The sequence below is a fragment of the Dehalobacter sp. CP genome (assembly GCF_047652685.1).
In the GTDB taxonomy this organism is placed as follows: Bacteria; Bacillota; Desulfitobacteriia; order Desulfitobacteriales; family Syntrophobotulaceae; genus Dehalobacter.
Genome location: NZ_CP157399.1, coordinates 2,725,426 through 2,747,576, shown reverse-complemented (window position 1 = coordinate 2,747,576; position 22,151 = coordinate 2,725,426). Strand labels below are relative to the sequence as shown.

At 45.5% G+C, this 22,151-nt stretch carries 22 protein-coding genes; 17 read left to right on the top strand and 5 right to left on the bottom strand.

Translation table 11 applies throughout. The features are described from left to right. Positions 1-276 precede the first annotated feature (276 nt). Complete coding sequence (locus AAH944_RS13640) at positions 277-1,113, top strand: phosphate ABC transporter substrate-binding protein PstS family protein (protein WP_415535334.1); 837 nt, start codon at positions 277-279, stop codon at positions 1,111-1,113. A 9-nt stretch (positions 1,114-1,122) separates the two neighbouring features. Here the strand turns inward: AAH944_RS13640 and AAH944_RS13635 are convergent, their stop codons facing one another. Further along, positions 1,123-1,302, bottom strand: a complete 180-nt coding sequence (locus tag AAH944_RS13635) for a chemotaxis protein CheC (protein ID WP_415537888.1) — start codon at positions 1,300-1,302, stop codon at positions 1,123-1,125. Positions 1,303-1,426: 124 nt separating this feature from the next. Between AAH944_RS13635 and AAH944_RS13630 the strand changes: the two genes are divergently transcribed. The 6 genes from AAH944_RS13630 to phoU all read left to right on the top strand — a co-directional run bounded on the left by AAH944_RS13630 (position 1,427) and on the right by phoU (position 7,327). Next, positions 1,427-2,122 carry a winged helix-turn-helix domain-containing protein gene (locus tag AAH944_RS13630; protein WP_415535333.1) on the top strand — a complete coding sequence of 232 codons (696 nt, stop codon included), beginning with the start codon at positions 1,427-1,429 and terminating at the stop codon, positions 2,120-2,122. Then, positions 2,122-3,891 carry a two-component system histidine kinase PnpS gene (gene pnpS, locus AAH944_RS13625; RefSeq protein ID WP_415535332.1) on the top strand — a complete coding sequence of 590 codons (1,770 nt, stop codon included), beginning with the start codon at positions 2,122-2,124 and terminating at the stop codon, positions 3,889-3,891. Before AAH944_RS13630 ends, pnpS begins: the two co-directional genes overlap by 1 nt. A gap of 227 nt (positions 3,892-4,118) precedes the next feature. After that, complete coding sequence (gene pstC / locus AAH944_RS13620) at positions 4,119-4,988, top strand: phosphate ABC transporter permease subunit PstC (protein ID WP_415535331.1); 870 nt, start codon at positions 4,119-4,121, stop codon at positions 4,986-4,988. Beyond that, positions 4,985-5,830 (top strand): phosphate ABC transporter permease PstA, encoded by an 846-nt coding sequence (pstA, locus tag AAH944_RS13615; protein ID WP_158208608.1) that lies wholly within the window; start codon positions 4,985-4,987, stop codon positions 5,828-5,830. Before pstC ends, pstA begins: the two co-directional genes overlap by 4 nt. A gap of 19 nt (positions 5,831-5,849) precedes the next feature. Then, positions 5,850-6,626 (top strand): phosphate ABC transporter ATP-binding protein PstB, encoded by a 777-nt coding sequence (pstB, locus tag AAH944_RS13610; protein ID WP_019224618.1) that lies wholly within the window; start codon positions 5,850-5,852, stop codon positions 6,624-6,626. Positions 6,627-6,649: 23 nt separating this feature from the next. Then, positions 6,650-7,327, top strand: coding sequence for a phosphate signaling complex protein PhoU (phoU, locus tag AAH944_RS13605; protein WP_019224619.1), 678 nt, complete (start codon positions 6,650-6,652; stop codon positions 7,325-7,327). A gap of 95 nt (positions 7,328-7,422) precedes the next feature. Here phoU and AAH944_RS13600 read toward each other — a convergent pair whose 3' ends face one another. Then, positions 7,423-9,321: an ASKHA domain-containing protein gene (locus AAH944_RS13600; RefSeq protein ID WP_415535330.1), complete on the bottom strand. Its 1,899-nt coding sequence runs from the start codon at positions 9,319-9,321 to the stop codon at positions 7,423-7,425. A 313-nt stretch (positions 9,322-9,634) separates the two neighbouring features. On the opposite strand from AAH944_RS13600, the gene AAH944_RS13595 reads away from it, so the two are divergent. Continuing rightward, positions 9,635-10,534 carry a DUF445 domain-containing protein gene (locus tag AAH944_RS13595; protein ID WP_415535329.1) on the top strand — a complete coding sequence of 300 codons (900 nt, stop codon included), beginning with the start codon at positions 9,635-9,637 and terminating at the stop codon, positions 10,532-10,534. 1 nt (position 10,535) lies between these two features. On the opposite strand, the gene AAH944_RS13590 is transcribed toward AAH944_RS13595, so the two are convergent. Further along, entirely contained in the window at positions 10,536-12,173 is a 1,638-nt protein-coding gene (locus AAH944_RS13590) for a putative manganese-dependent inorganic diphosphatase (protein WP_415535328.1), read from the bottom strand. A 315-nt stretch (positions 12,174-12,488) separates the two neighbouring features. Between AAH944_RS13590 and queD the strand changes: the two genes are divergently transcribed. From queD to AAH944_RS13570, 4 genes are read left to right on the top strand one after another with little or no spacing between them, the layout of a single operon-like run. Continuing rightward, positions 12,489-12,914, top strand: coding sequence for a 6-carboxytetrahydropterin synthase QueD (gene queD / locus AAH944_RS13585; protein WP_415535327.1), 426 nt, complete (start codon positions 12,489-12,491; stop codon positions 12,912-12,914). Positions 12,915-12,920: 6 nt separating this feature from the next. Beyond that, on the top strand, positions 12,921-13,589 hold the full coding sequence (queE, locus tag AAH944_RS13580; protein ID WP_415535326.1) for a putative 7-carboxy-7-deazaguanine synthase QueE: 669 nt from the start codon (positions 12,921-12,923) through the stop codon (positions 13,587-13,589). 3 nt (positions 13,590-13,592) lie between these two features. After that, positions 13,593-14,309, top strand: coding sequence for a 7-cyano-7-deazaguanine synthase QueC (gene queC / locus AAH944_RS13575; RefSeq protein ID WP_415535325.1), 717 nt, complete (start codon positions 13,593-13,595; stop codon positions 14,307-14,309). A gap of 25 nt (positions 14,310-14,334) precedes the next feature. Then, positions 14,335-14,472 carry a hypothetical protein gene (locus tag AAH944_RS13570; RefSeq protein WP_415535324.1) on the top strand — a complete coding sequence of 46 codons (138 nt, stop codon included), beginning with the start codon at positions 14,335-14,337 and terminating at the stop codon, positions 14,470-14,472. Between the two features lie 214 nt (positions 14,473-14,686). On the opposite strand, the gene AAH944_RS13565 is transcribed toward AAH944_RS13570, so the two are convergent. Continuing rightward, positions 14,687-14,830, bottom strand: a complete 144-nt coding sequence (locus AAH944_RS13565) for a hypothetical protein (protein WP_415535323.1) — start codon at positions 14,828-14,830, stop codon at positions 14,687-14,689. Between the two features lie 93 nt (positions 14,831-14,923). Here AAH944_RS13565 and AAH944_RS13560 point away from each other — a divergent pair, with 93 nt between their 5' ends. Both AAH944_RS13560 and AAH944_RS13555 read left to right on the top strand, forming a co-directional pair. After that, positions 14,924-16,528, top strand: coding sequence for a glucose-6-phosphate isomerase (locus AAH944_RS13560; protein ID WP_415535322.1), 1,605 nt, complete (start codon positions 14,924-14,926; stop codon positions 16,526-16,528). Between the two features lie 13 nt (positions 16,529-16,541). Next, on the top strand, positions 16,542-18,290 hold the full coding sequence (locus AAH944_RS13555; RefSeq protein ID WP_415535321.1) for a phospho-sugar mutase: 1,749 nt from the start codon (positions 16,542-16,544) through the stop codon (positions 18,288-18,290). Between the two features lie 35 nt (positions 18,291-18,325). Here the strand turns inward: AAH944_RS13555 and AAH944_RS13550 are convergent, their stop codons facing one another. Then, positions 18,326-18,964, bottom strand: coding sequence for a putative ABC transporter permease (locus AAH944_RS13550; protein WP_415535320.1), 639 nt, complete (start codon positions 18,962-18,964; stop codon positions 18,326-18,328). Between the two features lie 179 nt (positions 18,965-19,143). Here AAH944_RS13550 and AAH944_RS13545 point away from each other — a divergent pair, with 179 nt between their 5' ends. The 3 genes from AAH944_RS13545 (at position 19,144) to AAH944_RS13535 (ending at position 22,148) form a co-directional block, all read left to right on the top strand. Next, positions 19,144-20,073 (top strand): magnesium transporter CorA family protein, encoded by a 930-nt coding sequence (locus AAH944_RS13545; protein WP_415535319.1) that lies wholly within the window; start codon positions 19,144-19,146, stop codon positions 20,071-20,073. A gap of 194 nt (positions 20,074-20,267) precedes the next feature. Next, positions 20,268-21,185: a GGDEF domain-containing protein gene (locus tag AAH944_RS13540; RefSeq protein ID WP_415535318.1), complete on the top strand. Its 918-nt coding sequence runs from the start codon at positions 20,268-20,270 to the stop codon at positions 21,183-21,185. Positions 21,186-21,413: 228 nt separating this feature from the next. Beyond that, positions 21,414-22,148, top strand: a complete 735-nt coding sequence (locus tag AAH944_RS13535) for a LytTR family transcriptional regulator DNA-binding domain-containing protein (protein WP_415535317.1) — start codon at positions 21,414-21,416, stop codon at positions 22,146-22,148. The last annotated feature ends 3 nt before the right edge of the window (positions 22,149-22,151 follow it).

The window sequence follows — 22,151 nt, the reverse complement described above, 5'->3', positions numbered from 1 at the left end:
AACCATGATTAAGCTTCCGATCAGACAGCTGGTTGAATTAATAATGCGCTTAAATATGTCCCCAAAAAAGCGAGAAAGAATGAGAGAAGTAATATAGGACATAATAAAGATGCCTCATCAGAACGATCGGGGGCATTTTTTTTATGTAATATTTACAGAATCGTTACAATTACGCAAAGTCTACGCAATAATAAATTGTTATTGTATATATAGCAAAAACATTGGAGGAGATCAGTTCATACTGAAAACTTTAATAATGAGAGGAAGAATTGAAAAATGAAAAAAGTGTTTACGCTTATATTGGTAGGTGTTCTGGCTTTGGCTTTCACCGGCTGCGGAAGCAAAGACAACACTTCCCAATCCGGCCAACAGCAGGTACAGACTGAGTCCGCAGAAATTACCATCGCAGGGTCCACCTCGGTTCAGCCGATTTCTGAAGCACTCACAGAAGCATTCATGGCGAAAAACCCGAACATTAAAGTTAACGTCCAGGGAGGCGGTTCCGGAGCAGGAATCAAAGCTGCCCAGGAAGGCACCGCGGATATCGGATCTTCTTCCCGTGAGCTGAAACCTGAAGAGACCGGTCTGACGGAAACCGTTATCTGTAAGGATGGCGTTGCTATCGTAGTCAATTCCAAAAACGTAGTCAAAGATCTGAGTATCGAGCAGATTAATAAGATTTATAGCGGCAAAATCACCAACTGGAAAGAAGTTGGCGGAGCTAACCAGACAATCAATGTGATTACCAGAGAAGCAGGTTCCGGAACACGCGGAGCATTTGAAGAACTGGTCATGGGCAAAGATAATCCGATCAGTGACAAAGCGATTGTCCAGAACTCCACTGGTGCTGCGAGAACTTCTGTAGCCGGTGATGTGAATGCGATTGCCTATATTTCGATGGCAAGCATTGATGACACGGTGAAAGCAGTAACCGTAGAAGGTATTGAGGCCAATGCGGAGAATGTCCTGAATGGCTCGTACAAAATTCAGCGTCCGTTCCTCTATCTGACCAAAGCAGCGCCTGCAGGTGCAGTGAAAACCTATGTTGACTTTGTCATGTCGGATGAAGGACAAAGTATCATTCAAAAAGAAGGTCTTGTATTGGTCAAATAAGTAATTTGTCTACAATATGAAGATGGTTAAACCTGATGAAACAGGGTGGGATAGCCCCCCTGTTTCATCAGGTTTAACGACATATTTTTCCCCTACAATTATCGTAAGCGGTGTGATATCAATAATGACATTGATTAAAGACCATTCTGTTGCAGCATTGCCTAAGATCATATTGGACAGCTCACCAATAGCGCTTTCTTTTCAGAAAGATGTAATACCTATCACTCTGTTATATAATATGAAATAAACACTGCTTGTACTTATAGAGTGACATTAATTTTAAGTAAGAAAAGTTTTCCTAGAGGAGGACGATATGAGCAAAAGAATTATGGTTGTGGAAGATGAGGAAGCGATTGCCCGCTTGATCAGTTATAATCTTCAAAAAGAAGGATATGAAGTTCAGGTTTCGGGAGATGGACTTGACGCACTGCGAAAAATTCGCTCTGAAAAACCCGATTTGCTTATCCTTGATATTATGCTTCCTGGAATCGATGGCTATGAAATCTGCCAAGCGGTCAGGAAAGAAGACAGTTCTCTCCCTGTTATTATGTTGTCGGCGAGAGATGATGAGCTGGATAAAATTCTTGGTCTGGAACTTGGCGGGGATGATTATCTGACAAAACCATTCAGCCCGAGAGAGCTTGTTGCCAGGGTACGCGCTTTATTGCGGCGGGCCCAAACGACTCAGGCAGCACCTGACCACGAGATTTTTTTGATCGACAGGCTGGCCGTTGATTTCTCCGGCCGTGAAATCAGCGTGAATGATCAGATTGTACCGCTTACGCCAAAGGAGTTTGAACTGCTGGAATATTTAATCCGCCATCGAGGAAAAGTAGTAAGCCGGGATCAGCTGTTAGACAGAGTATGGAACTATGATTTCGCGGGTGATACCAGGATTGTTGATGTTCATATTAGCAGGCTTCGAGAAAAAATTGAGCCCGACCCTAAAAATCCGTCTTATATCCAGACGGTTCGCGGGGTCGGATACAGGTTTAAGGAGCGAGGCTGATGTTGAAAAGTCTGAAAATGAAATTCACAGTTGGCTTTATTGCACTAGCACTGCTTTCAATGCTTGTATCAGGCGTTTATCTTATCAAGGTGCTCGATGACTATTTTATTGGAAATCTGCAGGACAAACTTTTGGTTGAGGCGAAATTGGTCAGAGAAATGGTTATCGATGAATTTGGTTCGCTGAATAGGTCTTCGGATATAGAAAAAATCACCGGTGATCTTGGGAACGTTACAAGTACCAGGGTTACTGTGATCGATGCAAATGGTGTTGTTCTTGGCGATTCTGAGCAGCTGCCGACGCTTATGGAGAATCATCTCAGGCGTCCCGAAATCCAACAGGCGATCAGCGAAGGTCTCGGGATAGCGGAGAGAGAAAGTACAACGCTTAATACGCAAATGATGTATCTGGCGCTGCCTGTTGAGAAAGACGGGGAAATCAAAGGCTTCGTCCGTCTGGCGCTTCCGATGACCGAAATTACGACGGCCCTATCCAAACTGTGGAGCATGCTGTTCATAGCTCTCTTAATGGCTACAGTAATCGCCGGCGTCTTAGGGTTTAAGCTATCGCAGCGTCTGACGAAGCCGATTCAGGAAATGACAGCCGCAGCTCAGAATATTGCTGACGGTGATTTCAGCCTGCGTACCTACACGACCGGTCAGGATGAGATTGGGAAACTTGGGCAGGCCTTAAATCAAATGGCCCAGCAGCTGAAAGAAATGATTGACGAAGTCTCAACGGGCAAAAGCAAGCTTGAAACGGTCTTAGCGAATATGGTCAGTGGCGTTATTTTCCTCAGAGAAGATGGTAAGATCGATTTGATTAATCCGGCAGCCCTGAAGATTCTGGAGATCGAACCGAAAAATGTCAATCGGCATCAGATTGAGATCATCAACAATTACCAATTAAGTACACTGATTGATACGGCACTGAAAACGCATAAGGCCGCCAAGGATGATTTATTAATATTATCCCCGCACGAAAAAAATATTGAAGTTAATATTACGCCAATTCTCGGAAAGGGGAATACCAACATCGGAGCCGTCATGGTGCTTCATGATATTACGGATCTCCGGAAACTGGAAACAATGCGCAGGGATTTTGTTGCCAATGTATCTCATGAGTTAAAAACGCCTGTCACTTCGCTCAAAGGATATGCGGAAACGCTGCTCGATGGTGCGCTTGATGACCCTGAGACGGCCAGAGAATTTGTCAGAATCATCTTGACAGAATCAGAACGGCTGCGGATGCTCGTTGATGACCTGCTGGAATTATCCAGAATTGAATCCGGGAAAGATCCGGTGGAATGGCAGAAAATTGATGTGAGTGCTTTACTGCATTCACTGGAGGTAAAGTTAAGGCCTCAGCTTGAAGCCAGGCAAATCGAACTTACTGTCGTTTGTTCAGAAAAGTTGCCGTATGCCTGGGGAGATTACACCATGATCGAGCAGGTGCTGACAAATTTGACGGACAATGCTATAAAATATTCCGCAATAGGGGAAAAGGTCAAAATCGTCGCTTCCGAAAAGTCTGACGGAATACTGTTTGAGGTGATTGATTCCGGACCAGGAATTCCGGAGCATGATTTACCCCGGGTTTTTGAAAGGTTTTACCGGGTCGATAAAGGCAGGAACCGTAAACAAGGGGGGACGGGGCTCGGATTGGCGATTGTCAAACATATTCTGGAGACCCATAGCGCGGGTATACAAGTGGAGAGTACGCTGGGGCGGGGTTCACGATTCTATTTTATGCTGACCAAAAAATCATAAGTCTACGGATATCAGGTTGAACTTTGGCTTTTAACCTGGATGCTTTTCTGTTTTTTTCAAATTAAATATATTGTAAATAATAGAGATGCCTTGATTATAAGGCATCTATTCTTTATTAATGTATATTTCCATATCATACATTTACAAAATCGTTACAATTCCGCAAAGTCTTCTCAACAAATAACTGCTATTGTATAACTAGCAAAATCATCAGAGGAGACCCATCCATGCAGAAAAGCATTCACCTTAAAAAAAGTGAAATCATCGTTGAAAAAATACTCCTTCTCAGCGCTGTCGCTGCTATTTTTATCATTGCGCTGATCGCCGTATTTGTCATCATTTCGGGTTGGCCTGTTTTGCAGAAAACAGGATTTTTCAATTTTGTCCTCGGAACAACATGGGATCCGACCCATGGCATCTATGGGATCCTGCCGATGGTAGTCGGGTCCATACTTGTAACCTTGGGAGCGCTTGTTCTGGGAATTCCTTTCGGGGTCGCAGGAGCCATCTTTATGGCTGAGATTGCCCCGCCTAAAGCTGCTAAACTGATAAGACCTGCAATCGAACTACTGGCTGGGATTCCATCGGTTGTCTACGGTTTTTATGGCCTGGCAGTCATCGTTCCTTTAATCCGGAACCATTTTGGCGGAACAGGTTTTAGCATTCTGGCAGGATCCCTGATTCTGGCCATCATGATCCTGCCGACCATCCTGAATCTCTCCGAGACTGCGCTGCGCGCAGTCCCCAACGAATATAAAGACGGATCCTATGCGCTGGGGGCCAATTACTGGCAGACTATCAAATGGATATCACTGCCTGTAGCTCGTTCAGGCATCATCACAGGGGTCGTCCTTGGCATGTCAAGAGCAATCGGGGAGACCATGGCTGTCATCATGGTCACAGGCAACGTGACGCGTATACCCGGAACTTTATTTGACCCGATCCGTACGCTCACAGGAAATATCGTGATGGAAATGGGATATGCCTCAGGGGAACATCAACAAGCTCTATTTGCCACTGGTATCATCCTGTTTATCTTTATCATGATCTTAAACCTGATCGTACAGTTTGGTGCAAAAGGCAGGTGGCAAAAATGAAAGCAGCAGCCCGGCTGGAAGAAAAAATAGCGAAATTATTGCTTTGGTTGTTTGCGATTTGTACGCTTCTGGTATTGTTCAGTATTATCGCGCATATCCTAATCAACGGAATCAGCGGGCTAAGCTGGGATTTTATCACCCAGGAACCGAAGCGAATGGGCAAGGAAGGCGGAATTTTTTCCATCATTATCGGCACCATTTACCTGACAGTGGCAGGCATTGTTCTGGCAACACCTATAGGAGTTGGTGCAGCCATCTACCTGACGGAGTACGTAAAAAAAGGCCGGCTGGTACAAATCATCCGGTTTGCCACAGAAGCACTGGCTGCTGTACCTTCAATTATCTTCGGTTTATTTGGATTTGTCCTGTTCGTCATTACCCTGAAGATGGGATGGTCCATTCTATCAGGTGCGCTGACACTGGCTTTTATGGTCCTGCCGACCATTATCAGAGCTGCTGAAGAAGGCATCAAAACAGTGCCGGACTCATACCGTGAAGGCAGTCTTGCGCTTGGTGCAACCAAATGGTATACCATACGAAAAGTTGTTTTGCCTTCGGCGCTTCCCGGAATTGCAACCGGTGTTATCTTGGGGATTGGGAGGGCAATCGGAGAAACAGCGGCAGTCATCCTGACCGCAGGCAGTTCCTTAGGCTTGCCGACTTCAATACTTGAACCAACCCGGACGCTTTCCGTTCATCTCTATATCTTAGCGTCGGAAGGAATATCAACCAAGAATGCCTATGCAAGTGCTACCGTGCTCATTATCGTGATCGTTATCATAAATTTTCTGGCCAATAGTCTTATGGGGAAGCTTGCAGGGCGAAACAGCCAGAGTCACTGACAGAGAGAGGTGGTAATCAATGTTAGCTAACTTAACAGAAACAAATAATAAAATGGTAACCAAAGACCTGGAATTGTATTATGGAAGCTTCCACGCTTTACACGCGATAAGCCTACCAATCCTTGCCAATCAGGTTACTGCGCTGATTGGACCCTCGGGGTGTGGCAAATCCAGCTTCCTGAAAACGCTAAACCGGATGAATGACCTGGTCGAAGGAGCAACCGTCAAAGGAAATGTTTATCTCGACAATAAAGATATTTATACCTCGGATATTGATCCGGTAACACTCCGTAAACGAATTGGGATGGTCTTTCAAAAGCCGAATCCGTTTCCAATGTCAATCTTTGACAATGTCGCCTATGGACCGCGGGCCCATGGCCTGAAAGATAAGCAGAAACTGAGTGAAATTGTTGAGAAAAGCCTTAAGGAAGCAGCTCTCTGGGATGAAGTCAAGGACCGGCTGAACCGTTCAGGGCTCCAATTATCCGGCGGGCAGCAGCAGCGTCTTGTCATTGCGCGCTTACTGGCTGTGCAGCCTGAAGTCCTGCTGATGGACGAACCGGCATCGGCTCTGGATCCGATTTCCACGGCAAAGCTGGAAGACCTGATCCTTGATCTTAAAGAACAATACACCATCGTTATCGTTACCCATAACATGCAGCAGGCCGCCAGGATTTCAGACTACACGGCATTTTTCCTGAACGGGGAAGTCATAGAATACGGCGTTACGAAAGAACTGTTTACCAAGCCTCTGGACAAAAGGACTGAAGACTATGTCACCGGAAGATTCGGATAAGTCGGATAAGGAGGAAACGTATTATGACCCGAAATTCATTTGCAACATCGCTGGAAGAACTGAGCCATGATGTCCTCATGATGGGTAATCTCGTGGAAAACGTCATCAGCTCCGCAATGAAATCACTTGAGGAAAGAGACTTGAAACTGGCAGAGAAGGTCCTGGCGGATGATGACATTGTGGATAATTTTCAGCTTGAGATCGAAGACAAATGTTTAACCATGCTAGCCCTGCAGCAGCCTATGGCCGGCGATCTGAGAACCATCGGGACCGCACTGAAGATTGTTACCGACCTCGAACGCATCGCCGACCACGCTGTCGATATCGCGGAAGTAACGATCAAATTAAGCGATGAGCCTTTGGTGAAGCCGCTGGTCGATATTCCTAAGATGGCAAAACTGGCGCGGGAGATGCTTAGAGACAGTATCATTGCGTATACGAATAAAGATTTAAAAATGGCGCAAAGCCTGGCAGTGAAAGAAAAAGAGGTAGATCAACTATACAGGTTGGTCTATGAAGATCTATTGCATTTAATGCAAAAAGACCAAAAAAATATTTCACAGGGTATCAATCTGCTGCTCGTTGCGCTTTCCTTAGAAAGGGTAGCCGACCATGTAACGAACCTGGGTGAATGGACCATCTATCTGGCTAGCGGCAAAAGAAAAGACCTGAATGATGATAATCTTGTTGATATGGAATGATCAATCAATTCGCATAGAGGGATATTTTTCCACATAGTTGTCCACAGGCTACGCACAATTGTGAATAAGTGTATATACAGGTATATGGTTTTTCATTAATAACGCTGTCCTAAAGCGAGAGATTCCATGTATTTATCCTGGAAAAGCTCTTCGGTGGACAGCTCAATATGTTCGGCATCCCGGGCGAGACGATCTGCTCTGCTCATTTCAACGATCGAAAGCAGGGCCATCTGGGCACCGTTGCCTGCAGCGTTGCCGATAGATTGGATTTTTTCGACGGGGACCTGCGGCAGGAGGCCAATGCCAAGGGCGCTTTCTTTGGCGATATAGTTGCCAAACGCGCCTGCCAAATGAATCATTTCAAGATCGTCCGGTTGGACACCCAGATGGATCATCAAGATCCGGACCCCTGCGAGCACGGCACCTTTGGCCAGCTGAAGTCCGCGGATATCCATTTGGGTGATCGTAATATTTTCCCCGGCGGCGGATTCTTTCCACGCCAGGACAAACTCTCGGATCCCATTGTCATTCAGGATTCTGTCCCGAAGTGCCGGTGATAGTTCCTTCGAGGCGCTTGCGTGGTCGATGATACGTCCCTGCGAATTGATAATCCCGGCTTTGTGCATTTCGGAAATTGCATCAATCAAACCGGAACCGCAGATACCGCGTACAGGTTCGTTTTCTTTGCCGATGACCCCAAGTTCCACGTTGTCCGTAATCTTAACACGTTCGATTGCTCCGTCGGCTGCCCGCATCCCAAATTTGATTCCTGCACCTTCAAAGGCAGGACCGGCGGCAGTGGAGCAGGTAAGAATCCTGCCCTTCCCGGCCAAAACCATTTCCCCATTCGTTCCGATATCGATAAAGAGATGAATGCCTTTCAATTGGTCAATTTGCCCCGAAAGCATGACACCGACCGTATCGGAACCGACATAGCCCGCGACAATCGGCAGGACGGTGACTGGTGCATCGCTTAGAATCCGGAGTCCCAGCTCGGAAGCCTTGACGGTGACCGCCTGGCGGAAGCCCGGGATAAAAGGTGCAGGACCTAGATAGGTTGGGTCAATACCGAGGAATAAATGGCTCATTGTGGTATTGCCGACGACAACAGCTTGGTAAATCTCCTCGAGGACAATGCCTTTCTGCCTGCACATATTGGCGATGATCTGATTTAAACCTTCGACAACCTGTATCTGCAGTTGAACCAAGCCGTCGGGGTGATCCGAGGCATAGTTGATTCTGGAAATGACATCAGCTCCCGCACCCTGCTGAGGATTGGTTATTGCCTCACGCGCAATAATTTTTCCGTTATTTAAATTCATCAAATAAGCCACCACGGTCGTAGTTCCAATGTCAATGGCCAAGCCGAAGATCCGGTCCAGCGTATTTCCGGATTCGACAGCCAGCAGGTCATTTCCGGCAGTAACAGCCGTAACCTGGAAAGAAGCATCACGCAGAATCCTGGGCAATTTGGCGGCAATCCCGCGGTTAAAACGCAGCGAAGCAGCCGATGCGGGAAGTCCCGCAGCCAAACGTTCCCAATCGGAACGCTGATCTGAAGTGCTTGGAACACTCACGTGTACAGCATGTTTGTGTACCAGCGGCGCAAGTTCACAGATTCGGTTGTCATCTTCAAGTCGTGTTTTGCGGTCAAAGACATCTTTTTGTTCGATCAGGATGATCTGCCTGTCGGATTCGACAGTTCGTTTGCAGGCCAGGACAACACCAGCGTCAATTTGTTCAGCGCTTAAGAATTTTTTTTCTTCCGGCAGGGGTTCAGTACGGTCTTCCGGGGGCAGGATGACGCGGCATTTGCCGCAGGTTCCTTTGCCGCCGCAGGCGCTATGAAGATCTACACCGGCAGCGATTGCTGCCTGAAGTATGGTGCTGCTGGCCGGGACTGTGCCGACGCATTCGCCTCCTTGACAGGCGGACTTCTGAAAAGTGACATTGACTATTCTCACCGTCTTGGAGCGATGCTTATCCTGACTCATTTGCTGAAACCCTCCCCAGTTATTGATTGTATTTCTTAATTGGTATTTATCCTCTGCATATTCTCTGTTGACGGAAATAATAACGATATGAATTCGGTAAGACGCCCTCAAAGGATAATAGAGTCCGCCATGATACCTATATGGGGTATATAAAAAAGTATAAGTCAAATTCCTTTTGTTTGTTAATAATGATAACTGGACAACGCTAACGATATAATGAACCCTATACAAACAATGAAATAATCGCTAAAATATACATTGGTGTTGTGAATCCGTACTTATTTATTCAGATTTATTCAGAGGAGAATCATCAATGAATCTAATCCAAATTGCAGCGGGACCGGTTATCGGCGCTATCATCGGTTATGTCACAAACTACATCGCGGTTAAAATGCTCTTTCGGCCCATCAACCCGGTTAAAATTGGAAATTGGACATTGCCGTTTACGCCCGGCATTTTTCCAAAGAGAAAGGGGCAGCTTGCCAAAGCATTGGGCAATGCGGTCGGAGACAACCTTTTAACCAGTAAAGACGTAGAGAATATGTTCTTGTCGGAAAACATAAAAAACACAATCGTTCAGGAAATCGGCAGCTCACTTTATGAAATGGATGAGCGTCATACCCTAAAGAATATCTTCACTGGGTTTGTTTCACAGGATGCCTATCAGGTTCTGAGAGAACAAGCCGAAGACATCATTTGCAGCAAGATCATGTCCGGGGTTTCCAGGATGGATGTGGGTACAATCATTGCACGGGAGGGCAGACGCGCGATTAAGGAAAAAGTTCATGGCACAATGCTCGCGCTGATGGTCAATGACCAATTGATTGCTTCCGTAGCTGCTCCGATCGGAGCAAAGGTAGATGCATACATCCAGGAAAACGGTCAGGACACGATCCGGTCCATTGTAAGAGAAGAACTGGCGGTTCTTGAGAATCAGCCCGTAGCGACATTCATGCAAAAAATTGAGATTGAGGAAAAACATCTTACCAGTATGGTTGACAGAATCTATTCGGTATTCGTGCAGAAAAAGCTTGGAGGCTATATCCAACAGTTTGATATAGCCGGTGTTGTCGAAAAAAAGGTCAATGATATGGATGTTCTGGAGATTGAGAGACTTGTGCTTTCGGTAATGAAAAACGAGTTGAACGCCGTTGTTAATTTGGGAGCCTTGATTGGTTTCGTGATTGGGCTGTTGAACTTATTGTTAAAATAACTCATTGGTCAACAGCTGCTGAAATTAAAGGAACAACCTGTTTCTTTCTGGAAACGATGCCGGGCAGGCAGACGCTGTTTTCACCCAGATCAACGTTAAAAGCAAGCGAGATTAATTCTTTTTCTTCTCCGGAAAATAAGACTTCTGAGGCCTGGTCAAGAATATCGGTCACAAAAAGCATCAGCAAATGATAGCCTTTTTCGGCACAAAGCTGTTTCATGAACGCAATCAGTGAATCTTCCATCTCCGAGATCTTTTCCTTGTCCATGGTGAAGACCTGCCCGATTCCAATCCTGTATTTGCCAAAGGTATAATCTTTGAAATCCTGATAAAATATCTCCTTGAGTGTTTTTCCCTGCAGAGAAGAGCCTTCTTTAAACATTTGATTGGCGTACTTGTCCATATCGTCAATCCCGGCTATTTCTGCCAGCTTTTCGGCCGTCATCCTGTCGACGTAGGTACTGGTCGGAGATTTGAATTTCAGCGTATCGGACAGGATGGCGGAGCAAAGAATCCCGGCGATGCTCTTCGAAGGACGAATACCCATCTCAAAAAACATATTGGCAACAATGGTCGAGGTACTGCCTACCGGTTCGTTGCGAAGGAAAATCGGACTGGCAGTCTGAATATCACCGAGTCGATGGTGATCAATAATCTCAAGGATTTCTGCCTCTTCAATGCCATTGACAGTCTGGGATTTTTCGTTGTGATCCACCAGAATAACGTTTTTCTTTTTCTGTGAAATCAGATGATATCTGGAGATAAATCCTTGGATCCGGTTATTGTCATCAACAATCGGATAGCTCCGGTATCTGGTTTTTAACATTTTATCCTGAATATCGTCAATAAAGTCATCAATGTTAAACGATATAAGGTTCTGGCTGGTCATGACGGCACCTACCGGTATGCTCTGATTCACCAGCCTCACGGTCGTATAGGTGTCAATCGGAGTCGTTAACAAAACAATATTCCGGCTGCGGGCTTCTTCGATCAGCTCTTGTGACGGTTCCCCGCCGCAGGTGATGATCAGGCAGGTGGTACCGTATTCCAGGGCTTTCAACTGGATATCCAACCGGTTTCCCGTGATGACAATATCACCCGGCTCAACAAACGAATGCAAGTCGTCCGGTTCAACAGCAGCAACCACAACCTTGCCGGTCGTCTCGAAATCTTCCTGGGAACCGCAGATTAATGTCGCATTCAGCGTTTCGGCGATATTGCGCAGGGTCGTTCTCGTTGAAGCAATGGTGTTGTTGTCCAAGGCATCCATATAATTATTGGTAATATCGGATAGGGTTACAATTCCTAGAAGCCGCTCATGATCATCAATGACGGGAATTGTTTTGATATTGTTTTTTTTCATAAGGTGCCAGGCCGTTTTAATCGAAATATCCGAGGATACGGGAAAAGCCTGATCAACGTTTAAATCTGCCACCTGGGTTTTGACTGTAAAAAGATGTTCCGGAATTTCAACGCCGAAATGCTTCAGAACAAATTCAGTTTCCCGGTTGATATCACCGAGCCTTTTGGGCACAGCATTCACGCCGAGCTTTTTTTTGAGTTCCGCGTAGGCGATTGCAGAACATATGGAATCTGTATCCGGGTTCTTATGCCCGGTGACAAATACTAATTTATCCATCCTTTATTCTCCTATTCTTTATCCGAATCTATTTCCCTAAATTCTATCCTATCATTGTATAATAAAAAGTATAAATTCAAAAGAAGCAATCTTCAAAGCAATCTTCAAAGCAATCTTCAAAAGCCGTCTTCCCCAAATACCAACAAAGCTCATTTACAGATCAACGTTAGCATGATATGCTTGATTTATGAATAAAATAAAGACAGTTCGAAATCCATCCTGTCTCTAAACAAAACTAGGACCACTACCGTCTTGGGTAGTTTTTTGTTTGGAGAGCAGCAGCTCTTTTTTTGTTTCTTGGGGAGGTTGCATGATATGTACATGTTGAAGGTGGAAAACAGTTTTGACAGCGCGCACTTTCTGGCAGGCCATCCAGGCAAGTGCCGGAATATTCATGGCCACAGCTGGCGAGTGGTTGTAGAAATTGAATCTGAAACACTCGCAGATGAAGGAGAAGCCAGGGGGATGATTGTTGATTTCAGCCAGCTGAAAGCGGATCTCAAGCAGCTGACGGATGACTATGATCATGCCTTGCTTGTGGAAGACGGAACGCTGCGAAAAAGTACGCTGGAACATCTTATTCAGGACGGCTTCCGGGTCATTGAGGTGCCTTTCAGGACAACAGCCGAAAATTTTGCCAGGTGCTTTTACGAGGCTTTGACGGGTAAAGGATATCAAATGACCAGGGTCAGTGTGTTTGAAACGCCCGCGAATTGCGCAGTCTACGAAGGCAGACGGTGATTTAAGATGAAATACAGGGTTGCAGAAATTTTTTCAAGCATTAACGGAGAAGGACCACGAGCAGGGGAACTGGCTGTTTTTGTTAGATTTGCCGGGTGCAATTTGCAATGTACTTACTGTGACACCCGCTGGGCTAATGAAGCGGATGTTTCTTACCGGGAAATGACGGGAGCGGATCTCTATAAACAGGTTCTGACCACAGGTATAAAGAACGTCACGCTGACAGGCGGGGAGCCGTTGATACAACCTGGTATTGCAGCGCTGACCGACTTGCTGTGCCAGGATCCGGCACTTTCCGTCGAGATTGAAACGAATGGCAGCGTCAGTCTGAAGCCCTTTGGCACAGAGGCTGACCGCCGTCCGGGATTCACGATGGACTACAAGCTTGCTTCGAGCGGTATGGAGGACAAGATGGTTTTAGCGAATTTTGAGGTCCTGACATGCCGGGATGCCGTGAAATTCGTGGTTGGCGATCAAAGCGACCTGGCAAGGGCGCGTGAAATCATAAGTACCTATGGCCTGATCAAGAAAACTGCGGTATTTATCAGTCCTGTTTTTGCACACATTGCGCCGTCTGAGATCGTTAAATTTATGATTGTGCATAAAATGGAGGGGGTGCGTTTGCAGCTTCAGCTACATAAAGTGATCTGGGATCCGGAAAAGAGAGGAGTATAAGCCATGCAAAAAAATGAAAAAGCTTTGATCGTCTTTAGCGGCGGACAAGACAGTACGACCTGTCTTTTTTGGGCCAGACAGTTATTCGCAGAAGTCATCGCCCTGTCCTTTGATTATGGGCAAAAACACCGGCTGGAATTGGATTGTGCCAGAGAAATATGTGCTAAGCATCAGATTGAGCATCATCTGCTGGATCTCGGTTTATTAAATCAGCTTGCACCGAATTCGTTAACCAGGCCGGAGATTGAAGTTGAAAAAAATCTGCCGGACGACCGGCTGCCGAACACATTTGTGGATGGCAGGAATATGCTCTTTCTGTCGTTCGCAGCTGTTTTTGCCAAACAGAGGGGAATCAGACATTTGATTACCGGTGTTTCGCAGAGTGATTACAGCGGTTATCCGGACTGCCGGGACATTTTTGTAAAGTCCCTGAATGTAACCCTTAATCTCGCCATGGATTACGAATTTGTGATTCATACCCCTCTGATGTGGATCGACAAGGCGGAAACCTGGAAACTGGCTGACGATCTCGGTGTGCTTCCAATTATTCAAGAAGAGACGCTGACCTGTTATAACGGTATCAAAGGGGATGGCTGCGGGGAATGTCCTGCGTGCCTGCTGCGGAGAAAGGGATATCAAAGATATTGCAGCAAAGAATCAAATCATACGTTTGAAAATCAAGAGATAGATCATATTAATGAACATAAGGATAAATCATGACTTGAAATGAAGGAGGAACAGCATCATGGACAAATGTTCAAAATGCGGTCAGGAAGTTCAAGAAGATGATATCTATGAAGTTAACGGACAGAAGGTATGTGAAGACTGTAAACTTAGCAAGACGAAGGTTGAAGCAAAACCATGCGGCAATTTTAACGGTTGATTTTGATTTTTGAGTTGTTCTGTGGTGTATAATCTGTAGCGTATAAAATGTATAAAAGATAAAATAAGGCTGCTGCGCAATGAAAATGGTCATTAAGCGGCAGCTTTTATTGGTTGTTTGACACGACAAATTGCGCAATACTTTTTCGTCCATCTCAGTTATAATGAAAATAACGTTCTCAAATTCCCTGCTCAAATAATTCATACAAGCTTGATTACCCTAAATTAGGTCTGGGGGTCACAATTCCAGCGTTAAGCGGAGCATGGAGGCGAAGCGCGGCTGTTTGCGCCACGGATGGCGCAACAGCCGAAAGCGGAATTGTGGCGCACAGGCCAACCCGGGAGTTTAATGCAATCATATATTTGAGTATTTATTTCAGGAACGTTGTACTAGTATAGAATCAGATTGTCCAGGGTAGAGTATGATTACCGATGGGTGAGGTGATTGCATTGTGAGGTCACAATGGCAGAAATTCCGGGAATATTTATATTTCAATGATGAGCTGGGAATCCAGGTAGATGTCAGCCGTGCAGGATTTCCGGATACGTATTTCAATGATATGAAACTGCGTTTGCAGGACATGTACCGCCAGATTCAGGCCTTGGAACAGGGAGCGGTTGCCAACCCGGACGAGCAGCGGATGGTTGGGCATTATTGGCTGAGTGATCCTGAATTAGCTCCGCAGCCGGAAATAGGCGCGGCAATTAAAGATACCCTGCGCCGTATCCGATGCTTTGCGCAGGATGTTCATGCGGGTACGATATGTGGTCAAAAAGGACGCCCTTTCCGGAACGTCATTGTTGTCGGCATTGGCGGATCTTCTTTAGGACCGCGTTTTGTTTCCGAGGCACTCGGAAAGAAAGGTGATCCGTGTTCGTTGTACTTTATCGATAACACAGATCCTGACGGTATGGACCGCATTTTTGCTGAGCTGGATGCTGAACCGGATGCGGCATTAACGATCGTAATCTCCAAAAGCGGCGGTACGGTTGAAACCCGCAACGGAATGGAAGAGGTTCGGCATTTTTACGTAAGCCGGGGGTTGGACTTCAGCCGTCATGCGGTCAGTATCACTCAGCCAGGAAGCGGATTGGATCAGATCCGGATGAAAGAGGACTGGCTGGACGCTTTCCCGGTTTGGGAATGGGTTGGCGGGCGGACTTCTGTCTTGTCTGCTGTGGGGCTGCTGCCGCTGGCTTTACAGGGGATTGATATTTGTGGCCTTTTGGATGGGGCCAAGAAGTGCAACTCCCTAACCAGGAACACGGATACGAAAAGCAACCCTGCTGCCCTGACTGCCTTGGCGTGGTACGTCCTGACAGGGGGCAAAGGCGGGCAGCAGATGGTTATCCTTCCTTATAAAGACCGTTTGGAGCTTTTTCCGAAATATCTTCAGCAATTGATCATGGAGTCTCTGGGAAAAGAAAAGGACTTGGACGGAAATATTGTCCATCAGGGAATCACAGTACTCGGAAATAAAGGAACAAGCGATCAGCATTCTTATATCCAGCAGCTGCTTGACGGGCCCGACAACTTTTTTGTGACCTTCATCGAAGTACTGAAGGACAGGGATGGAGACTCAATCAAGATCGCCGAGGAAAGCACCAGCGGTGACTATTTGCAGGCTTTTCTGCTCGGCACGAGGAATGCCCTGTCAAACAAGGGCCGAAAATCAATTACGCTGACAGTGAGAGACCTCAGCCCCGTAACGATCGGAGTATTAATTGCCCTATATGAACGTGCGGTGAGTATGTATGCCCAGCTTGTGCATATTAATGCCTATCACCAACCGGCTGTAGAAATGGCTAAAAAAGGTGCGCGGGAAATGATTCAATTAAAGAACCAGGCGCTGCGTGTTCTAAGGGCGTGTAAAACCGAAGGATTAACGGTTGAAGAAATTGCATTGAAAATTGAAGCAGACGGGTCTGTAGTAGACCGCGAAATGCTCTATAAGATTCTTAAGCATCTTGAAGCAAATAGGGGAAACAGGATTATAAGTCAAAAGAGCGGCAGTGAATTTGAAGCTTTATACCAGGTTGCATCTGATCAACAGTGAGGAGAAAAGTGACATGTATTCAGAGCAAAAGTATGACAGCGCCTTAAAATTTTGGATGGAAAATGATTACTTCGACGAGCTCAGCAGAAGGGAACTGGCGGAAATAACCGATCCGAAGGAGTTGGAGGACCGGTTCTATACAACGCTGGAGTTTGGGACCGGCGGCATTAGAGGGGTTCTCGGCGCAGGAATCAATCGCCTGAATCGCTATGTTATCCGCAAAGTCACACAGGGGTTGGCCGACACGATCTTGGAGCATGGACCGGAGGCGTGTCAGCGAGGGGTTGTCATTGCATATGACAGCCGCTATTTTTCCAAAGATTTTGCGCTGGAAACAGCGTTGGTACTGGCAGTGAATCAGATTAAAGTCTACTTGTTTGAAAGTCTGCGGCCGACGCCTGAGCTTTCATTTGCTGTCAGGTACCTGCGGACAATTGCCGGCGTAAATATCACGGCCAGCCATAATCCGAAGGAATATAACGGCTATAAGGTCTACTGGGAGGATGGCGGGCAGCTGCCGCCTGCTCCCGCTAAGCAGATCATTGCCAAGATGGCTGAAAGAGAAGACTGGAGAATTGTGCCGGCAGACCGAACCAGAGCCCTGGAGGAAGGGAAGGTCCAGATGGTCGGAGATCAGGTGGATGCTGCCTATCAGGCTGAGATAATCCATAGTCTGCTGAATACAGAACTAACGCAAACTTACGGTACAAAGCTGAACATTGTCTGCACGCCGCTTCATGGAACCGGCGGCAGCCCTGTCCAAAGCATCCTTAACAAAATGGGCTTTACGGCTTTCCGGATGGTTGCAGAACAGGAACAACCTGATCCGGAGTTTCCGACGGTGAAATCCCCGAACCCGGAAGACCCGGAGTCGTTTGCGCTTGCTTTAACACTGGCAAAGAAGACACGGGCGGACCTGGTACTGGCCACTGATCCGGATGCAGACCGCCTCGGAGCATATGCCTTGGACAGAAATGGTCAATATTGCCGTTTTACCGGTAATCAGATTGGCGTAATCCTGGCGTATTATATCCTGGATCAAAGAAGACGAAACCACAGACTGCCGGACAATGGCGTGATCGTCAAGACGATAGCCTCTACGGACCTAGCCGAAGCAGTTGCGGCTGATTTTGGCGCCAAAACAGTGAATGTACTGGTCGGCTTTAAATATATTGGAGAAAAGATCAAAGAGATGGAAGCACAGGGCTGGGGGACATTTTTGTTTGGCTTTGAAGAAAGCCATGGTTACCTGGCTGGTACGTATACCAGAGATAAGGATGCAGTCCAGGCTTCTGCGCTGCTGGCTGAGGCGGCATTGTATTACAAGCAGATAGAGAACAAAACCTTGCCGGATATATTGGCGGAACTCTTTGCGCGTTACGGCACTTTCCTCGACGAACAGGTTGCTTTTGCGCTGAGCGGCAAAGAAGGCCGGGAGCGGATTGCCGCTGTAATGGACAGACTGCGGACGGCAAAGCCGCTTTCTGTTGCGGGGCTCAGCGTACGGTTTATTGATGACTATCAGCAAAATGTCCGGTGGGATGCGCTGGAGAACAAGACGGAAGAAATCGATCTTCCCCGGGAAAATGCGCTTCGCTTTTCCTTTGAAGGGGGAGGCTATGTCATGGCAAGACCTTCCGGTACAGAACCAAAAATACGTTTTTACTTCTGTATCAAAGGTTCTACCAGGGCTGAAGCGGATGCTGCCTTGGCCCGTGTCAAAGGGGAAGTCTTCGCCCTGATTAATGACCTGATGGTTTGATTGTGGTAGAATACAGGAAAGACAGCAATGAACAATTACGATACATGAACCATGTTTGGATATACCTGGTGAATGAACGAATCAGGGTAAGAACGGTCTAAAAAAGTCTGAATGGAATTTGTCGGCGGGATGCCGTCGTATCTTTGGTTTGCCCTGAATACGGCAGCGGCTGAAATGGATAAATCGAAGGTCATGAATAGAATTACAATCCATGTCACAAGGGTACTCATCTTCATGGGAAAGTTTTCGATTCTTTTACTGATAAATGGGTAAATATACTTAATGAAGACAACACCCAGGATTCCCCAAAAAAATGAGTATGCCAGCGATGTCCTGCCAAGTATATCGAGCATAGAATAACTGTAGTCCCAGGATATAAAACCAAAAGCATATTCCTGTATCAGACTGCAGATAAGTTCATACAAGCATCCTATAAAAGCGCTTATAAAAAATAAGGACCATTTATTTTTGAAATTTGTTCTTTGCAGCAGCAAAATAACAATAACGGCTGCAAAACCGTAGATCTGACTGAAAGGACCATAAATCAGACCTGACCGGCTTTCGATATATCCATGCAGAATAAAACAGTAGATGGATTCAAAAACAAAACCAAGGATAGAAGCAATAAAAAATAGCCAAACCATTTTGTGAAAATGATAGGGTGTTTTCTTCATATCAAACGCTCCTAACGTTAGGTAATGTGATACAGGAGTCATTCAACAAAGAAATTTGGAAAACCGAAAATCTGGAATTAATTATAGCATTTCATTACATAAATTGTAAGAATGATATAACCGTGGTTGTCTGAATGATCAGTTTACAGAAAATTGTCAAGTGAATGGAGGTAAAGGGCTTGCAACACTATCTTGTCTCTCCGGAGGGCTTGAAAGAAATAGAATCACAACAGATTCCGGCAGAGGGAAAGTTTAGCATAACCCTCTTCAATGCTGAGGAATGGAAGCTCCTAAACGGGCACTTGGCATTTGCCGGATCTGCAGAGATCGACCGTGTTCTGGGAAAACTGAATCCGCAAGGGAATAGCTTTAATCAAAGATTTGAACGTCTGCACCCTTCTCTGTTTTTTATTGGTTACAGCGATTTTGCTGATGACACCAAAGAATTTGCGATTTACTTTTTTCTGTCGGCGAATGATATGACGATACTGCGCAATGACCGGCTTGAGCTGTCGCAGATCAATGACTGGGCCCGGAGAGGGCTGCTTACGACACCTTCCGATCTGGCGCAGCTCCTCGGCATGGAAATACTGGAACACCATCAGCGCCAGCTGGAATTACTGGAAGATGATGTGGACCGGATTGAAGAAAATATCTTGGAAACTCCTGAAAGATGGCAAAGAAGTGAAATTATCAACCTTCACAAAAAAATACTCGGATTAAAGAAGTCACTGAATGCACATCAGACAATTTTCAGCAGACTGGCAGCCATGGATAATCATGATCAGGGGAAACCATCGTGGAAAGACCTGGTTGCCGATACCCAGCAGAAACTTGAAAATGCACGGCAGACCCATGAGCTGATTGAAATCCTAATGGAAGCCTACCAGCAGGCTATTGACAACCGGGCCAATGATATTATGAAAGTTCTGACGCTTCTGGCCACGATCCTGCTGCCGATTAATCTGGTTACCTCTTTCTTTGGAATGAATTTTGAAGCAATGCCGCTGATTCACTCGCCTTTGGGGATGCCGCTATTTTTCGGTGTATCCGTGTTAATTGTGACAGCCGTACTTATCCTGTTTTGGCGTAAACACTGGCTGAGATGAAATCCGATGCACGTATGGAACCCCAAATCCATTCATTGAGAAAAAACAACCATTGAGGTTGTTTTTTTTACATTCTGTAGAAAATTCTCCCAAAAGAAGACTTAATGAGATAATCTGATAGCATGACAATGCAATTGGAAGAAGCATACAATAGCTTTTACTGAAAAGTAAAGGTTTATATAGGGGGTCATATCATGAATTTATTTGATCGAAAAGATGATCATGTTTTTTTAGACAACCATAAACTGAGTCAAAAAAGTAAATTTATTATCTACTTATTATTTATTGGGGTCCTGACTTTGGTGCTGCTTTTTGGTAATTTAAATACAGCTCCGGGAATTATTATGGGGAGTATAATGGCTGTTGTCACGTTGCTGATGCCGCTGATCTTTGGGTATACCGGCCTTATGGTTACGCTGATATACAGCATCATAGGGATCACTGCTCCGTTCAGATTCGGAATAATGCAAGGTGACCCATATTATTTTGCGATTGCCGTATTTATCCTGGCTAACTTTTTGGGATCTACGATTATTGCCGTTGAAGTTGAACGTAATAAGAAGACTCAGAAAATACTTGAGACCCTCTCTGTAACAGACGGTCTGACAGAGATCTACAATCACAGGTACTTTCAGCAAAGGCTTGACGAAGAGATTGCGAGGGCCACCAGAGCAAATCGTACGCTTGTCTTATGTATGATCGATATTGACAACTTTAAGATGTACAATGATTCCTATGGCCATTATTTCGGTGATGAAATACTAAGAAAAACTGCCGGGCTGATCCAAAACACAACAAGAAAATCAGATATTGCCTGCCGCTACGGCGGGGACGAATTTGCAGTAATTTTACCTGATTCCGGCGTCGAAGAAGTCCATTTTGTCATGGAAAGACTCAAAGAAGCATTTTACAGTCTGCGATTTTCTTTCCCGGATTGTCACGTTACAAAAACCTTGACGCTTTCGGTCGGTTTCTCAATTTTTCCTGATCTGGCTGAAAATAAAGATCAACTGATTACCCAGGCGGACGCTGCCCTTTACCGGGCTAAATATCAAGGCAGAAACACAATCCAGCTCTATCAGGATACCCTAAGAGCAAACCCGCTCAGCTAGTACAAAAATGAATATTTACCGTTTCCTTCAATAACTGAAGAATTCCCAAGCGCTTGGGAATTCTTCAGGTCCAGAAATTATTTCGTACTAAGTCCTGTAAGCTGGCGATGAAAGAAGAAAATTGGACATTCAACTGAGAAAAGGATGTAAAAAAGGAATAAAAAAGAAAATGTCGAATATGAAAATTATTCATTTTCTGGTCCGGACAGATAAAAAAGAAAGGAAGATATGGCTAGAATACTTTTGGTTGATGATGAACCGATGGTGCTCAACGCTTTAAAGCGTATCCTGCATTCCCGGGGATACGAGCTGTTTGCCGCAACGACCTCGGAAGAAGCGCTGGATTTTTTGCAGAAAAGCGCGATAGACGTGATTATTTGTGACCAGAATATGCCGGGAATGCTGGGTATTGATCTGTTAAAGCGTTCAAGAGAAGAGTACCCGGATGCCGTCAGAATTCTGATCACTGGTTCGTCAGACATTAATGTTGCAATTTCAGCAATTAATGAAGGCAGTATTTATTATTACCTCGCCAAGCCCTGGAAAAACGAAGAAGTCATTTCAGTGGTCGAAAAAGCCCTTGCCGATAAACCTGAACACTTCTATCCGGTGGAACGCAAAATGGAACAGGAGATCAAAAAAATCCCTGTATGGGAAGATGACACCATTATTCTGATCGACCTGTCGGAGGTTATTTATTTAACGGCAGCTGAAGGGGATATCGTTGTTATCACCGAAAAAGGAAGATATCAAAGTCCTGACTCTTTAAATTCGTGGGAGAAGAAGCTTGGATCCGGCAGCTTTTTTCGGTGCCATCGAAGCTATATTGTCAATATCAATAAAATTGAAAAAATCAGTCCTTGGTTCAATAGTGCATATAATTTAAAGTTGAAGGACACGAAAGAAACTATTCCTGTCAGCAGAAACTCCACTAAAAAGCTAAAAAATTTATTTGGGTTATAAAAT

Coding starts and splice junctions, on each gene's coding strand:
- AAH944_RS13640 (WP_415535334.1), top strand. CDS start 277: ATGAAAAAAGTGTTTACGCTTATATTGGTAGGTGTTCTGGCTTTGGCT.
- AAH944_RS13630 (WP_415535333.1), top strand. CDS start 1,427: ATGAGCAAAAGAATTATGGTTGTGGAAGATGAGGAAGCGATTGCCCGC.
- pnpS (WP_415535332.1), top strand. CDS start 2,122: ATGTTGAAAAGTCTGAAAATGAAATTCACAGTTGGCTTTATTGCACTA.
- pstC (WP_415535331.1), top strand. CDS start 4,119: ATGCAGAAAAGCATTCACCTTAAAAAAAGTGAAATCATCGTTGAAAAA.
- pstA (WP_158208608.1), top strand. CDS start 4,985: ATGAAAGCAGCAGCCCGGCTGGAAGAAAAAATAGCGAAATTATTGCTT.
- pstB (WP_019224618.1), top strand. CDS start 5,850: ATGTTAGCTAACTTAACAGAAACAAATAATAAAATGGTAACCAAAGAC.
- phoU (WP_019224619.1), top strand. CDS start 6,650: ATGACCCGAAATTCATTTGCAACATCGCTGGAAGAACTGAGCCATGAT.
- AAH944_RS13600 (WP_415535330.1), bottom strand. CDS start 9,321: ATGAGTCAGGATAAGCATCGCTCCAAGACGGTGAGAATAGTCAATGTC.
- AAH944_RS13595 (WP_415535329.1), top strand. CDS start 9,635: ATGAATCTAATCCAAATTGCAGCGGGACCGGTTATCGGCGCTATCATC.
- AAH944_RS13590 (WP_415535328.1), bottom strand. CDS start 12,173: ATGGATAAATTAGTATTTGTCACCGGGCATAAGAACCCGGATACAGAT.
- queD (WP_415535327.1), top strand. CDS start 12,489: ATGTACATGTTGAAGGTGGAAAACAGTTTTGACAGCGCGCACTTTCTG.
- queE (WP_415535326.1), top strand. CDS start 12,921: ATGAAATACAGGGTTGCAGAAATTTTTTCAAGCATTAACGGAGAAGGA.
- queC (WP_415535325.1), top strand. CDS start 13,593: ATGCAAAAAAATGAAAAAGCTTTGATCGTCTTTAGCGGCGGACAAGAC.
- AAH944_RS13570 (WP_415535324.1), top strand. CDS start 14,335: ATGGACAAATGTTCAAAATGCGGTCAGGAAGTTCAAGAAGATGATATC.
- AAH944_RS13565 (WP_415535323.1), bottom strand. CDS start 14,830: ATGATTGCATTAAACTCCCGGGTTGGCCTGTGCGCCACAATTCCGCTT.
- AAH944_RS13555 (WP_415535321.1), top strand. CDS start 16,542: ATGTATTCAGAGCAAAAGTATGACAGCGCCTTAAAATTTTGGATGGAA.
- AAH944_RS13550 (WP_415535320.1), bottom strand. CDS start 18,964: ATGAAGAAAACACCCTATCATTTTCACAAAATGGTTTGGCTATTTTTT.
- AAH944_RS13540 (WP_415535318.1), top strand. CDS start 20,268: ATGAATTTATTTGATCGAAAAGATGATCATGTTTTTTTAGACAACCAT.
- AAH944_RS13535 (WP_415535317.1), top strand. CDS start 21,414: ATGGCTAGAATACTTTTGGTTGATGATGAACCGATGGTGCTCAACGCT.